Raw genomic sequence first — 13,537 nt, forward strand, 5'->3', positions numbered from 1 at the left:
CGGCTTAGTAGTCGGTGCGCTGGACGCCCTGCTCGGTGCCCAGCAGCAGCACGTTGGCGCCGCGCAGCGCGAACAGGCCCACCGTCACCACGCCGGGCAGATGGTTGATGCGCTGTTCCAGGGCTTTCGGGTCTTCGATCTTCAGGCCGGCCACATCAAGAATCACATTGCCGTTGTCGGTCTTGTAGATGCCGCCTTCCTTGGTCATGCGCAGGCGCGGCTGCCCGCCGAGCGCGGCCAGCTGGCGGGCCACTGCGGCGCGTGCCATCGGGATCACCTCGACGGGCAGCGGGAACGTGCCCATGACCGGCACCAGCTTGCTGCCATCGGCGATGCAGACGAAGCGTTCGGCCACCGACGCCACGATCTTCTCGCGCGTCAGCGCGCCGCCCCCCCCCTTGATCATCGCGCCCGAGGCGTCGATCTCGTCGGCGCCGTCAACATAGACGGGGATGGTGTCGACCTCGTTGAGGTCCAGCACGGTGAAGCCATGCTGCTGCAGACGGCGCGTGGACGCTTCCGAACTGGAAACGGCGCCGCTGAAGCGTTCCTTGAACGCCGCGACGGCGTCGATGAAAAGATTGGCGGTGGAGCCCGTGCCCACGCCGAGAACGGCACCTTCGGGCACTTCCTGCTTCACATAGTCTGCGGCGGCTTGCGCGACCTGCGCCTTGAGTTCATCCTGAGTCATGACAACAGCCAGAATTGCGTTGGGAAGGGCGTAGTGTAGCGGATTGCAGCCCCCGCCCGGCGATTGCCGCCCCGGTGCCGTCCTTGCGCGCGCGGCCTCTGCCGGCCACATCACCTTGCCGCATCACGCCGCGCCGTTACAATGGCCCATTCCCGGCGAACCTCCGCCCCAGACTTCTTTCAGACGGAACCAGATCATGAACGCGCTCGAACAACTGAAGCAGTTCACCACGGTAGTGGCCGATACCGGCGACTTCCAGCTGATGAAGCAGTACACGCCGCAGGACGCGACCACCAACCCGTCGCTGATCCTCAAGGCCGTGCAGAAGCCCGAGTACCGGCCGCTGCTGGAGCAGGCCACGCGCGACCATCACGGCAGCGCGGGCGTCGAGGCCGTCATGGACCAGTTGCTGATCGCCTTCGGCTGCGAGATCCTGGCCATCGTGCCGGGCCGGGTATCCACGGAAGTTGACGCGCGCCTGTCGTTCGATACGCAGGCCACCGTCGACAAGGCGCGGCACCTGATCGGGCTGTACGAGCAGCGCGGCGTGGCCCGCGAGCGCGTGCTGATCAAGATTGCCTCGACCTGGGAAGGCATCCAGGCCGCCGCCGTCCTGCAGCGCGAGGGCATCCGCTGCAACATGACGCTGCTGTTCTCGCTGGTACAGGCCGTGGCCTGCGCCGAAGCCGGCGCGCAACTGATCTCGCCGTTCGTCGGGCGCATTCTGGACTGGTACAAGAAGCAGGCGGGCGACAAGTGGGACGCCGACGCCAACGCGGGCGACAATGACCCCGGCGTGCGCTCGGTGCGCCAGATCTACGACTACTACAAGAAGTTCGGCTATGACACCGAGGTGATGGGTGCCAGCTTCCGCGGCACGGGCCAGATCCTGGCATTGGCGGGCTCCGACCTGCTGACCATCAGCCCGGAACTGCTGGAGCAGCTGGCGGGCAGCCAGGCGCCGGTGGAGCGCAAGCTGTCGGTGGAGCAGGCCCAGGCCGGCAACATCGCACGCATCGCCGCCGACGAGGCAGCATTCCGCTGGCAGCTGAACGAGGATGCGATGGCCACCGAGAAGCTTTCGGAAGGCATCCGCCTGTTCGCCGCGGACGCGGTGAAGCTCGAAAAGCTGGTAGCGGAACTGGCGGGCTGAACCCGTCAGGCTTCGTGACTGACCTGCCCCGCCTGGTTGGCGGGACAGGCGGGACAGGCGGGACAGGCGGGACAGGCGGGAAAGGGATGAAAAGGACGCCGGACGAGAAAACCGTCGCGCGGTCAGGCCGTATCCTGAGGCCACAGCATCGGCAGGCACTGCCCTGCTGCAGCGGACAGCACCAGGTCCGCCGTGGCATCCAGGGCCGACGGTTGCGGATTGACCATCAGCACGCGAGCCCCGTGCTCCTTCGCCAGACCCGGCAGCGCGGCCGCCGGATAGACCAGCCCCGAGGTGCCGACGACCAGGCAGAGGTCGCAGTTCTGCGCCGCGTGATCGGCGCGAAAGCGCGCCACGCGCGGCAGATCCTCGCCAAACCACACCACGCCGGGGCGCATCATCGCCCCGCACAGCGCGCAATGCGGCGGCTCGCCCGGCACCGGGGGCACCGTGTCGCAGCGGCCGCAGCCGTCCAGCCATTTGTTGGCGAACAGGTTGCCGTGCAATTCCACCACGTGTTCACTGCCGGCCTGCTGATGCAGGCCGTCGATATTCTGCGTGACCAGCGTCAGAGATTTCTGGCCGGCCAGTGCCGCCAGCGCATAGTGGGCGAGATTCGGCCGGGCGGCCGACACCAGTTCGCGCCGGTGCTCGTACCACTGCCACACCAGCGCCGGCTGGCGCCGAAAGGCCTCCTCCGTGGCCAGTTCCTCGGGATCGAAGCGCGCCCAGAGCCCGGTCAGGGCATCGCGGAAGGTGGGCACGCCGGATTCCGCCGAGATCCCCGCGCCGGTCAGCACGAAGATGTTTTGCGCAGCGTCGATCCACTGGCGTGCCTGCTCCAGCGCGGCGGCATCGACGATCATGTCAGCCCCGGCGCTGGCGTACGGCCTCGTACAGGCACACGCCGCTGGCGACCGAAACATTGAGGCTTTCCACGCCGCCGGCCATCGGAATGGCCACCAGCTCGTCGCAGGTTTCGCGCGTAAGGCGGCGCATGCCCTCCCCTTCGGCACCCATCACGATTGCCGTCGGACCCTTCAGGTCCATGTCGTAGAGCGACTTGTCCGTGCCGTCTGCCGTGCCGATCACCCAGATGCCGCGCTCCTGCAGTTCGCGCAGCGTGCGCGCCAGGTTGGTCACGGTGATATAGGGAATGGTTTCGGCGGCGCCACTGGCCACCTTCGCCACGGTGGTATTGAGGCCGACGCTGCGGTCCTTCGGCGCGATGACCGCATGGGCGCCGGCCCCGTCGGCCACGCGCAGGCACGCGCCAAGGTTGTGCGGATCGGTCACGCCGTCCAGCACCAGCAGCAACGGCGTGCCCTCGATGCCGTCCAGCAATTCGTCGAGATTGAGGGCGAGCGAGACATCCTCGGCACGCGCCACCACACCCTGGTGGCGGTCGGTGCCGGCCATGCCGCGCAGGCGGTCGGCATCCACCGGATGCAGCGTCACCCCAAGCCCTTCCGCCAGCCGGACGAAGTCCAGCATGCGGCGGTCCTTGCGGTTCGCTTCGATGTAGATGTCGGAAACGCTCTGCGCGTTCTGGCGCAGGCGTGCGTTGACGGCGTGAAAGCCGATCAGGAGTTTGTGTTTGGCCATGGCGCGCATTGTACCCGCCATGGCCTCACAACAATGCCGATTTGCTTACCGCTTGCGCGCCGCGCGGCTCGTTTTGCCGGCCGGCTTCGGCGCCCGCTTGGCCGCGGACTTCTTGGCCGTTTGCAGGTGCGGCGGCTTGGGCTTGGACGCCCGCTTGGCGGGCTTGCCCGTCGGCGCCTTGCGGCCCGAATGCGGCGCATGTCCGACATTTGCCTCACGCGGCTTGACCGGCGTGATCACGGCCTCGAACACAGGCTGCTCTTCGATCACGCGGTCGAGCGTTTCGTCGAACGATTCCTCGGGCTTCGAGGTGCCGCCGAGCAGGGCCGCCAGTTGCCGGCCCTTCTTGCGCGCCGGCACCGCATGGGCGGCAGGCACGCGCGGTTGCTCGGTCGCGCCGGCACGTCCGCGCAGCGTCTTGGCCGATGGCTCCTGCACCAGGCGGAAATCGATCTTGCGCGCATCCAGGTCCACACGCGAGACCTGCACCCGCACGCGATCGGTCAGCCGGTAGCGGATGCCCGTCCGTTCGCCGCGCAGTTCGTTGCGGGCCTCGTCGTACTGGAAGTAGTCGCTGCCCAGCTCGGTGACGTGAACCAGCCCTTCCACGTAGAGCTCGTCGAGTTGCACAAAGATGCCGAACGACGTGACCGCGCTGATCGTGCCGGCAAAATCGCTGCCGAGCTTGTCGCGCATGAAATAGCACTTCAGCCAGGCTTCCACGTCGCGCGAGGCCTCGTCGGCACGGCGTTCATTGGCCGAGCAGTGCAGGCCCAGTTCGTCCCAGATGCCCTCGTCGCGCTTGACGCGGGCCGCGGCGTTCTCGGCACGCTTCTCGGCGTCGGCGGCCTGCATGCGGCGCGCCTTGGGCGAGATCTGCGTGTTCAGTTCGGTGCCCGGGATAAAGGCCGGCCGGTACTTGGTATGGGCCAGGATGGCCTTGATCGAGCGATGCACGAGCAGATCGGGATAGCGCCGGATCGGGCTCGTGAAGTGCGCGTAGGCCTCGTAGGCCAGACCGAAGTGGCCGATGTTGTCGGGGCTGTAGACGGCCTGCTGCATCGAGCGCAGCAACATCGTCTGCAGCATCGGCGCATCGGGGCGCGACTTGATCTTGTCCATCACCTCGGCGTAATCGGAAGCCTGCGGCTTGTCGCCACCGCCCAGCGACAGCCCTGCCGTCCTCAGGAATTCCCGCAGGTTCTTGAGCTTTTCCTCGCTCGGGCCCGCGTGGATCCGGTACAGCGCCGGGTGCTTGAAGCGCTCGAGGAAGTCGGCCGCGCAGACGTTGGCCGTCAGCATGCATTCCTCGATCAGCCGGTGCGCATCGTTGCGGGTGCGCGGCAGGATCTGTTCGATCTTGCCCTGCGCATTGCAGACGATATACGTCTCGGTCGTGTCGAAGTCGATGGCCCCCCGCTCGCGGCGCGCCTTGAGCAGGACCTGGAACAGTTCGTACAGGTTCTGCAGGTGTGGCACCAGCTCGGCGCGCTTGTGTGCCTCCGGACCCTTGGTGTTCGACAGGACGGCCCAGACCTCGTTATAGGTCAGCCGCGCCGCCGAGTGCATCACGGCCGGATAGAACTGGTAGCCCTTGAGCTCGCCCTTGGCCGTGATCACGGCATCGCAGACCATGCACAGGCGGTCGACGTTCGGATTCAGCGAGCACAGGCCGTTGGACAGCTTCTCCGGCAGCATCGGGATCACCCGGCGCGGGAAGTACACCGAGGTAGCGCGATCGAGCGCATCGGCGTCCAGCGGCGTGCCGGGGCGCACGTAGTGCGACACGTCGGCGATGGCCACGATCAGGCGCCAGCCCTTGGCGCGGCCGATCTTGACCGGCTCGCAGTAGACGGCATCGTCGAAGTCCCGCGCATCTTCGCCATCGATCGTCACCAGCGGCACGTCGCGCAGGTCGATGCGATGGTCCAGGTCGGCCTGGCGCACTTCGTCAGGCAGCGCCTGCGCTTCCTTGGCGGCAGCCGCCGAGAACTCGTGCGGCACGCCGTACTTGCGCACGGCGATCTCGATTTCCATGCCAGGATCGTCGATGTCGCCCAGCACTTCCACCACGCGGCCCACCGGCTGCACGTAGCGGTCCGGCCACTCCATCAGCTCGACGCTGACCACCTGGCCCACGCGCGCCTTGCCTTGCGACTTGGGCGGGATCAGGATGTCCTGGCCGATGCGCTTGTCTTCGGGCGCCACCACCAGCACGCCGTTTTCGGACAGCAGGCGGCCGATCACGAAGCGGTTGGCGCGTTCGACGATCTCGACGATCTGCCCTTCCGGACGCCCGCGGCGGTCGTAGCCCACCACGCGCACCTGGGCACGGTCGTTGTGCATGGCCTTCTGCAGTTCGCGCTCGGGCAGGAAGATGTCGTCCTCGCCGTCGTCGCGGATCAGGAAGCCAAAGCCATCGCGATGGCCTTGCACGCGGCCGACAACGAAATTCGGTTGATGGGCCAGCTCGTAGCGGCCCTTGCGGTTCAGTTCGATCTGACCGTCGCGTTCCATCGCGGCAAGCCGTTTCTGAAAGCCGTCATGCTCCTTGCGCGTGACGGCCAGGGCCTTGGCGATATCGCCGGCCGACAGGGGCGACCCCGAAGTTCTCAGTACGCCGAGGATCTCTTCCCGGCTGGGGATCGGATAGTTGTTCTGATTCAATTTTTCTCGAAACTATTTGACAAACGTTTGACGGTCGCTATAATGGCCGCTTCGGTTGTTTCGACACCTGCCCAGGTGGCGGAATTGGTAGACGCACTAGGTTCAGGTCCTAGCGGTGGCAACACTGTGGAGGTTCGAGTCCTCTCCTGGGCACCAAGATTCAGCAAGGAACCCGCAACGTGAGTTGCGGGTTTTTTGTTTTCTGCTGCTGAATCCTTCAAATTCTCTCCCTCTTGCCTTGTTGGCCTTGTTGCCTTGTCCGTGGCTCTTTTCTGACTTCGAGCCGTGGATGAGTGTATCAGTTTCAGTGCCGATTCCGGCATTATCTCGCCATCTTCGCAATTTCCATCGCGAAAAGTACAGCAGCCCGTCCATTCAACTCGATTGTTGACGGTTGGCCGATCTGTAACTATGATGGTTTCACATTGAGATTTCCGCATGAGCACCAGCAGCCGGTTTGCCGTCGCCGTTCACATTCTCACCCTGCTGGCGCAGTCCGAGGGGCCGATGCCGTCGTCGATGATCGCCGGCAGCGTGGGTACCAACCCCGCGCTGATCCGCCGCATGATCGGCACCCTGACCGAAGCCGGTTTCGTGACCACGGCGATGGGCAGCACCGGCGGTGCGATGCTGGCGCGGCCCGCGTCGGACATCACACTGCTCGACGTCTTCCGCGCCACCGAGACTACGGCGCTGATCACGCTGCACCAGAGCGCGCCGAATCCGGCTTGCATGGTGGGCCGCGAGATCACCGGCGCCCTGCAGGCCGTGGCCGATCGTGCGCAGGCCGCCATGGATGCATCGCTCGCGGAAATCACGATTGCCAGCATGCTCAACGAGGTCGAGCATGCCGCCCGGCGCCGCAAGCGCTGATTTTTTTACCTCGATATGTAACCACACTGGTTTCACATAAACCTTAGCCTGAAGGAATCCATCATGAAGATCGCCATCATTGGCGCCACGGGTAACGTGGGCAGCCGCCTGACCGATGAAGCCCTGCGCCGCGGCCACACCGTGACCGCCCTCGCCCGCCAGGCGTCGAAACTCCCCGCCCGAGAAGGCGTGACGGCATGTGACGTGGACGTGGCCGAGACATCGGCCCTGGCCCATGCGCTGCGCGGCAGCGATGTCGTGATCAGCACGGTGCGCTTCCTGCAGACCAGCGCCGCACAGATCGTGGCCGCGGTCAAGGCCGCTGGCGTCGAGCGACTGCTGGTGGTAGGCGGAGCAGGCAGCCTTTTCGTGGCACCCGGCGTACAACTCGTCGATACGCCAAATTTCCCGGATGCCTACAAGGCCGAGGCATCGGCTGGCCGCGACTTCCTCAATGCCCTGCGCGGCGAAACGGCCTTGGCGTGGAGCTTCCTCTCGCCATCGGCCCTGTTCACGCCGGGTGAGCGAACCGGAAAATTCCGACTGGGGAACGAAGATCTGCTCACCGCCGCCGATGGCAAGAGCTGGATCTCAATGGAAGACTATGCGATCGCCATGCTCGACGAAATCGAGCAGCCGAAGCATGTGCGGGAACGGTTCACGGTCGGGTACTGATCGCGACCCGTGGTGGACGCCCCACACCCGCGCTCGGGTGTGGGGAACAAACGAAACGCTCAGGCGGCGCTATCGTCTTCCAGCAGGCTGGCGCGCTTGCCGCGCTTGAGCCAGGCGGCCAGATTGTGCGGGCGCAGCGTGTCGTATTCCTCGAACGGCTGATGGATCCACGGATTCGACGGCAGGAACGTCACGTGATAGTCGGGCTCCACCTTCGAGCACGCCTTGTACCAGAGCACGGCCGAGCGCACGTCGGTGACCGCGGGATAGCGTTCCCTCAGATGACGGCCCACGCGTTCCAGCGTGACACCGGAATCGACCAGGTCGTCCACAAGCAGGATCTTGCCCGACAGCTCGCCACGGGTCATCGTGATGTATTGCGCGATGTCCAGGTCGCCCTGCTGCGTGCCCGCGGCTTCGCGGTACGAGCTCGTGGCCAGGATGGCCAGCGGCACATCGAAAATGCGCGACATCTGGTCGCCCACGCGCAGGCCGCCACGGGCCAGGCACAGGATCTTGTCGAACTTCCAGCCCGACTCATGCACGTTCAGCGCCAGGCGTGCGACCAGGCGGTGATACTCATCCCAGGAGACCCACAGGTTCTCCTCGTCATTGGTTGGCAGGTTCATGGCGTCTTTTCTTCAATTGGCCGCTTCATCGGCCAGTGGATAAAGCATCGGCCCGCATGTCGCGGGCCGAATGGCTTTGTGAGGCCGCGACGCTCATGGCGCCACGGTCATGCTCACGGATATTTCCGTCGCGTCAGGCGACCTGGTACGGGTGGCGCAGCAGGATCGTCTCGTCGCGATCCGGACCGGTCGAGATCATGTCGATCGGAATGCCGACCACTTCCTCCACGCGCTTCAGATACACGCGAGCCTGTTCCGGCAACGCGTCCCAGGTCTTCACGCCGAACGTCGATTCGTTCCAGCCCGGGTATTCCTCGTAGATCGGCTTGCAGTTCGCTACGGCGTCCGAGCCACGCGGCAGGATGTCCACCTGCTTGCCGTCAAGCTCGTAGCCCACGCACAGGTTGATCGTTTCCAGACCGTCGAGCACGTCGAGCTTGGTCATGCACAGGCCCGATACGCCATTGATCTGCACCGACCGCTTCAGCGCGGCGGCATCGAGCCAGCCCGTGCGGCGCGGACGACCGGTCACAGAGCCGAATTCCTTGCCGACGTTGGCCAGGCGCACACCCACGGCGTCCTGACGGGTCGGGTTGTCGTTGTCATACAGTTCGCTCGGGAACGGACCTGCACCCACGCGCGTGCAATAAGCCTTGGTGATGCCCAGGATGTAGTTCAGACGGCCCGGGCCCACGCCGGCGCCAGCGGCGGCCGCACCGGCCACGCAGTTGCTCGACGTCACAAAGGGGTACGTGCCATGGTCGACGTCCAGCAGCGTGCCTTGCGCGCCTTCGAACATCAGGTTGCCGCCTGCCGCGTTCACGGCGTACAGCTCGGCCGACACATCGGCCACCATCGGCTTCAGACGCGGCGCGTAGGCCAGCATCTCGTCCAGGATCTGCTGATAGTCCACGGCTTCGGCCCCCAGGTACTGGGTCAGCATGAAGTTGTGGAAATCGACGTTCTCGCGCAGACGCTCGGCGAAATGCTTCGGATCGAACAGATCCTGCACGCGCAGCGCGCGGCGGGCCACCTTGTCTTCGTACGCCGGGCCGATGCCGCGACCGGTCGTACCGATCTTGGCGGCGCCACGGCGTGCCTCGCGCGCCTTGTCGATGGCAACGTGGTACGGCAGGATCAGCGTGGTGGCTTCAGAGATGCGCAGGCGGTTCTGCACCTGCAGGCCAGCGCCCTCGAGTTCCTCGATTTCACGGAACAGCGCCTCGGGAGACAGCACCACACCGTTGCCGATATAGCAGACCGTGCTTTCGCGCATGATCCCCGACGGGATCAGTCGCAGAATGGTCTTCTTGCCGCCGATGATGAGGGTGTGGCCAGCGTTGTGGCCGCCCTGGAACCGCACCACGCCTTTTGCATGATCGGTAAGCCAATCGACGATTTTCCCTTTGCCTTCGTCACCCCACTGGGTTCCGATCACGACGACATTGCGTCCCTGGCCTACTGCGGATGCGGACATGTTGAATTGGTCAGAAGGTTAAAAACGTATTCTACTCTCGTTGTTCGACGGTTCCGGGTTTTCACGAGTCCGAGGAACAGACGTTTGCCATCCATTCCGGGCGATCATAGGCCACCACGGGCAGCAACCGTCATTTGAGAGCAGGTGGAAAAGCACCGGCACGAAACGGCCGGCACCGAAAATCAGCGAATCAACGCGGCACTACGACCCAGGCATCGCCCTGGCGTTGCAGCTGGCGGTCGCAGTTGAACTCGTCCAGCTCGTGCGTATGGCCCGGCAGCGACTGGATCACGATCTCGCCGGTCGCGCGCAGCGCGGCAATGGTGGCGCGCAGGGCGGGATCGGCGTCCCACGGGGCGAAAATAGCCAGCGCACGGACTTCCACCGGCGACAGGGCCGCCACCTCGCGCAGATCGAGCGAGAAGCCGGTGGCCGGTCGTGCGCGTCCGAAAGCCTGACCCACCTTGTCGTAGCGGCCGCCGCGCGCCACGTAGTTCGGCAGCCCCGCCACATAGGCCGTGAACATCACGCCGCTGTGATAGTGGTAACCGCGCAAATCCGACAGGTCGATGTTCACGCTTGCGCCCCGCACCTGGCCAGCCAGGGCGGCCAGTTCGTCGAGTGCACGGCCAATGGCGGGGCTGGCCGGCAGCGTAGCACGGGCCCGCTCGATCACTTCGACGCCGCCGTATAGCGTCGGCAACGCCAGCAGCGCCGTGCGTTCCGTATCTGGCAACCCCTCGGTCAGTTCGCGCAGGGCCGGCACATCCTTGGTTTCGAGTGCCGCAAACAGTGCATCTTCGATATTACGCACCGACGGCAACGCCGACAGCAGCGCTTCGAGAATGCCGGCATGGCACAGATCCAGCCGGATATCGGCCAGACCGGCCGCCTGCAACGCAGCCAGCATCAGTTCCTGGATTTCTACGTCGGCTTCCAGGCCGGCATGGCCGTAGATCTCGGCGCCGATCTGGATCGGTTCACGCGTGGCGTGGAAACCTGCCGGGCGCGCATGCAACACGTTGCCGGCGTAGCACAGGCGCGTCACGCCCGGGCGATTCAGCAAATGCGCGTCGATACGTGCGACCTGCGGCGTAATGTCGGCACGCAGGCCCATCGTACGGCCCGACAGCTGGTCCACCAGTTTCAGCGTACGCAGGTCGAGATCATGCCCGGTACCCGTCAGCAGCGACTCCAGGTATTCGAGCATCGGAGGCATGACCAACTCGTAGCCATAGGTGCGGAACAGGTCCAGCATGCGGCGGCGCAGTTCTTCGATCTTGCGCGCCTCCGACGGCAGGACGTCGGCAATGTTTTCGGGCAGGAGCCAGCGGTTGGACATGGGGGTCTCTTCTATCAAAATCCGGGCTGACGGAGCGCAAGCCCCTCCAGCCGGACAAAACCCCGGCGGACCGGGGTTCTGTCAAATGTTGCGTTTCAGGGCCCCCGCTTCAAGCAGGATGCCCGGTGCGCGCCGTGCGCGCTACTTCTTGCCGCCGCTGCCCGGAGCCGGTGCCGCGTTGCCGCCCGCCGAGCGCATGTAGCGGAAGAAGTCCGAATTCGGCTCCAGCACCATCACGTTGCCCTTGTCGCGGAACGTATTGCGGTAGGCCTCCATGCTGCGCCAGAACTGGGCGAAGCTCGGGTCCTTGCCGAAGGCATCGGCGTAAAGCTGCGACGACTTGGCATCGCCCTCGCCCTTGACGATCTGGGCGTCGCGATAAGCTTCGGCCAGCACCACCTCGCGCTGACGGTCGGCATCGGCACGGATTTTCTCACCTTCGGCGGCGCCCGTCGAACGCAGTTCATTGGCCACGCGCTTGCGCTCGGCTTCCATGCGGCGATAGACCGACTCGCTGATCGCGGGCAGCAGGTCCACGCGCTTCAGGCGCACATCAAGGATTTCGACGCCCACGGACTGCGCATACTCGGCCATGCCCAGGCGGATATTCTGCATGACCTTGTCACGCTCGCCGGCCACCACATCGGCCACAGTGCGCTTGCCGAACTCCTCGCGCGCCACGGCGTCGATACGCTGCGTCATGCGGTCCTGCGCGCCGCGGACGTTGCCCGAGAATGCCACGAAGAACTTCCGGGGATCGGTAATTCGCCATTTGACGAACCAGTCCACCACCATCGATTTCTTCTCGGCGGTCAGGAAACGCTCGCTGGCGGCCACGTCGATCGTCTGCAGACGGCGGTCCATGAAGACCACGTTCTGCAACGGCGGCGGCAGCTTGAAATGCAGGCCGGGCTCGCGCACCACCTGCTTGATCTCGCCGAAGGCGAAGACCACGGCATATTGACGCTGATCGACCACGAACAGCATCGACGACACGACCGCCAGCAGGATAAACAGGCCAATGGCAAAGGAAATCAGTCGGTTCATGACGGGTCTCCTTAGCGAACGTCGCGGTCGCGGTTGCGCATCGACTCACGCGAACGGATGTCCGGCGTGGGCGTGTCGGTCGTGGCCGGCGTGCTCGCGCCTGGCGCCGATGCGGGCGCCGCAGCTTGCGGCAACTGCGACATCAGCTTGTCCAGCGGCAGGTACAGCAGGTTGTTGCCCGCCTTGGCGTCGACGAGAATCTTGTTCGCGTTGCTGTAAATCTGCTGCATGGTCTCCAGATAGATACGGTCGCGCGTAACTTGCGGCGCCTTGGCATACTCGGTCTGCACCGAGCGGAAGCGCGCGGCGTCACCCTCGGCCTGAGCCACCACACGGGCACGGTAGGCTTCCGATTCTTCCTTCAGGCGCGCCGCCGTGCCCCGTGCACGCGGCAGGATGTCATTGGCGTAAGCCTGCCCTTCGCTGATCGCGCGCTCGCGATCCTGGCTGGCCTTGTTCACGTCATCGAACGCGGCCTGCACCTGCTCTGGCGGCTGCACGCTCTGCACGTTGACGGAGATCACGCGGATACCGGTCTTGTAAGCAGTCAGAATCGACTGGATCGACTTCGCCAGGCCCTGGGCGATCTGCTCGCGGTTCTCGTAGAGCACCGCATCCATCTTGTTGCGGCCCACGATTTCACGCACCGACGTCTCGGCGGCCTGCGTCACCAGTTCTTCATCGCCACCGCGGTCGGTCTTGTTGTAGAACAGGAATTCGCTGGCGTCCTGGATGTCGTACTGCACCGTGAAGCGGACGTCGATGATGTTCTCGTCCTGCGTCAGCATCGACGAGTCCTTGAGGTTGCTGTCCTTGATCGACGTGGCGCGGCCAACTTCCACCGAGCGCACCGCCGACAGGTTCACCACCTCGGCCGACTGGATCGGCCACGGCGCGCGCCAGTTGATACCGGGGCCCGTGGTGTATTTGAACTTGCCGAACTGCAGGATCACGGCGGTCTGGCCTTCCTGCACCATGAAGAAGCCGCTGGCCAGCCAGATGCCGACCACGGCCGCGACGATCACGCCGATACCGACGTTCGAGCCCTTGCCCGACGGACGCGAGCCAAAACCATTGCCCTGCCCCCCACCGCCATTGTCCTTGCGGCCCAGCAGGCCATTCAGGCGGCGGTTGAAGTCGCGCCACAACTCGTCCAGGTCGGGCGGGCCGTCCTGCGGCCGCTGGTTCTGCTGGCGACCTTTGTCCTTGTTGTCTTCATCGTCCTGTCCGTTACGACCCCAGCGCGGGTCGTTCAACGAGAAGATGGCGCGCAGGCGCGGCCAGCGAGCAAGCCGCGCGGCGCGGCTGCCTGGCACGAAGTGCGAGTCAGGATTCCGAGGGAACAGGGGCATGTAGGGCACGGGTCCGGGAAAGTTTG

The 13,537-nt window shown here is 65.1% G+C and carries 12 protein-coding genes and 1 tRNA gene; 4 read left to right on the forward strand and 9 right to left on the reverse strand.

The annotated features are described in order from the left end of the window. Positions 1-4 precede the first annotated feature (4 nt). Complete coding sequence (gene rpiA / locus BLQ58_RS00580) at positions 5-691, reverse strand: ribose-5-phosphate isomerase RpiA (protein WP_092594091.1); 687 nt, start codon at positions 689-691, stop codon at positions 5-7. 196 nt (positions 692-887) lie between these two features. Between rpiA and tal the strand changes: the two genes are divergently transcribed. After that, positions 888-1,844, forward strand: coding sequence for a transaldolase (tal, locus tag BLQ58_RS00585; RefSeq protein WP_092594092.1), 957 nt, complete (start codon positions 888-890; stop codon positions 1,842-1,844). 122 nt (positions 1,845-1,966) lie between these two features. On the opposite strand, the gene BLQ58_RS00590 is transcribed toward tal, so the two are convergent. From BLQ58_RS00590 to rnr, 3 genes are read right to left on the reverse strand one after another with little or no spacing between them, the layout of a single operon-like run. Beyond that, entirely contained in the window at positions 1,967-2,710 is a 744-nt protein-coding gene (locus tag BLQ58_RS00590; protein WP_092594093.1) for an SIR2 family NAD-dependent protein deacylase, read from the reverse strand. Between the two features lies 1 nt (position 2,711). After that, positions 2,712-3,449: a 23S rRNA (guanosine(2251)-2'-O)-methyltransferase RlmB gene (rlmB, locus tag BLQ58_RS00595; protein WP_092594522.1), complete on the reverse strand. Its 738-nt coding sequence runs from the start codon at positions 3,447-3,449 to the stop codon at positions 2,712-2,714. A 45-nt stretch (positions 3,450-3,494) separates the two neighbouring features. Beyond that, the gene (gene rnr, locus BLQ58_RS00600) at positions 3,495-6,116 is read right to left on the reverse strand and encodes a ribonuclease R (RefSeq protein ID WP_092594094.1); all 2,622 of its coding nucleotides are present in this window, start codon (positions 6,114-6,116) and stop codon (positions 3,495-3,497) included. A 69-nt stretch (positions 6,117-6,185) separates the two neighbouring features. Between rnr and BLQ58_RS00605 the strand changes: the two genes are divergently transcribed. The 3 genes from BLQ58_RS00605 (at position 6,186) to BLQ58_RS00615 (ending at position 7,664) form a co-directional block, all read left to right on the forward strand. Continuing rightward, positions 6,186-6,272: transfer RNA gene (locus tag BLQ58_RS00605), tRNA-Leu, on the forward strand. Positions 6,273-6,554: 282 nt separating this feature from the next. Beyond that, positions 6,555-6,989, forward strand: coding sequence for an Rrf2 family transcriptional regulator (locus BLQ58_RS00610; protein WP_092594095.1), 435 nt, complete (start codon positions 6,555-6,557; stop codon positions 6,987-6,989). A gap of 63 nt (positions 6,990-7,052) precedes the next feature. Continuing rightward, positions 7,053-7,664, forward strand: a complete 612-nt coding sequence (locus BLQ58_RS00615; protein WP_092594096.1) for an NAD(P)-dependent oxidoreductase — start codon at positions 7,053-7,055, stop codon at positions 7,662-7,664. A gap of 59 nt (positions 7,665-7,723) precedes the next feature. On the opposite strand, the gene BLQ58_RS00620 is transcribed toward BLQ58_RS00615, so the two are convergent. The 5 genes from BLQ58_RS00620 to hflK all read right to left on the reverse strand — a co-directional run bounded on the left by BLQ58_RS00620 (position 7,724) and on the right by hflK (position 13,511). After that, a complete protein-coding gene (locus BLQ58_RS00620; RefSeq protein WP_092594097.1) occupies positions 7,724-8,293 on the reverse strand; it encodes a phosphoribosyltransferase in 570 nt (189 codons plus the stop codon). A gap of 133 nt (positions 8,294-8,426) precedes the next feature. Then, the gene (locus BLQ58_RS00625) at positions 8,427-9,770 is read right to left on the reverse strand and encodes an adenylosuccinate synthase (RefSeq protein ID WP_092594098.1); all 1,344 of its coding nucleotides are present in this window, start codon (positions 9,768-9,770) and stop codon (positions 8,427-8,429) included. Positions 9,771-9,960: 190 nt separating this feature from the next. Next, positions 9,961-11,112, reverse strand: coding sequence for an ATP phosphoribosyltransferase regulatory subunit (locus BLQ58_RS00630; RefSeq protein WP_092594099.1), 1,152 nt, complete (start codon positions 11,110-11,112; stop codon positions 9,961-9,963). Between the two features lie 141 nt (positions 11,113-11,253). Beyond that, positions 11,254-12,159, reverse strand: coding sequence for a protease modulator HflC (hflC, locus tag BLQ58_RS00635; RefSeq protein WP_092594100.1), 906 nt, complete (start codon positions 12,157-12,159; stop codon positions 11,254-11,256). A gap of 11 nt (positions 12,160-12,170) precedes the next feature. Beyond that, positions 12,171-13,511 carry an FtsH protease activity modulator HflK gene (gene hflK / locus BLQ58_RS00640; protein WP_092594101.1) on the reverse strand — a complete coding sequence of 447 codons (1,341 nt, stop codon included), beginning with the start codon at positions 13,509-13,511 and terminating at the stop codon, positions 12,171-12,173. Positions 13,512-13,537: the final 26 nt, after the last annotated feature.

The organism is Ralstonia sp. 25mfcol4.1, assembly GCF_900104095.1.
Classification (GTDB): domain Bacteria; phylum Pseudomonadota; class Gammaproteobacteria; order Burkholderiales; family Burkholderiaceae; genus Cupriavidus.

Coding starts and splice junctions, on each gene's coding strand:
- rpiA (WP_092594091.1), bottom strand. CDS start 691: ATGACTCAGGATGAACTCAAGGCGCAGGTCGCGCAAGCCGCCGCAGAC.
- tal (WP_092594092.1), top strand. CDS start 888: ATGAACGCGCTCGAACAACTGAAGCAGTTCACCACGGTAGTGGCCGAT.
- BLQ58_RS00590 (WP_092594093.1), bottom strand. CDS start 2,710: ATGATCGTCGATGCCGCCGCGCTGGAGCAGGCACGCCAGTGGATCGAC.
- rlmB (WP_092594522.1), bottom strand. CDS start 3,449: ATGGCCAAACACAAACTCCTGATCGGCTTTCACGCCGTCAACGCACGC.
- BLQ58_RS00610 (WP_092594095.1), top strand. CDS start 6,555: ATGAGCACCAGCAGCCGGTTTGCCGTCGCCGTTCACATTCTCACCCTG.
- BLQ58_RS00615 (WP_092594096.1), top strand. CDS start 7,053: ATGAAGATCGCCATCATTGGCGCCACGGGTAACGTGGGCAGCCGCCTG.
- BLQ58_RS00620 (WP_092594097.1), bottom strand. CDS start 8,293: ATGAACCTGCCAACCAATGACGAGGAGAACCTGTGGGTCTCCTGGGAT.
- BLQ58_RS00625 (WP_092594098.1), bottom strand. CDS start 9,770: ATGTCCGCATCCGCAGTAGGCCAGGGACGCAATGTCGTCGTGATCGGA.
- BLQ58_RS00630 (WP_092594099.1), bottom strand. CDS start 11,112: ATGTCCAACCGCTGGCTCCTGCCCGAAAACATTGCCGACGTCCTGCCG.
- hflC (WP_092594100.1), bottom strand. CDS start 12,159: ATGAACCGACTGATTTCCTTTGCCATTGGCCTGTTTATCCTGCTGGCG.
- hflK (WP_092594101.1), bottom strand. CDS start 13,511: ATGCCCCTGTTCCCTCGGAATCCTGACTCGCACTTCGTGCCAGGCAGC.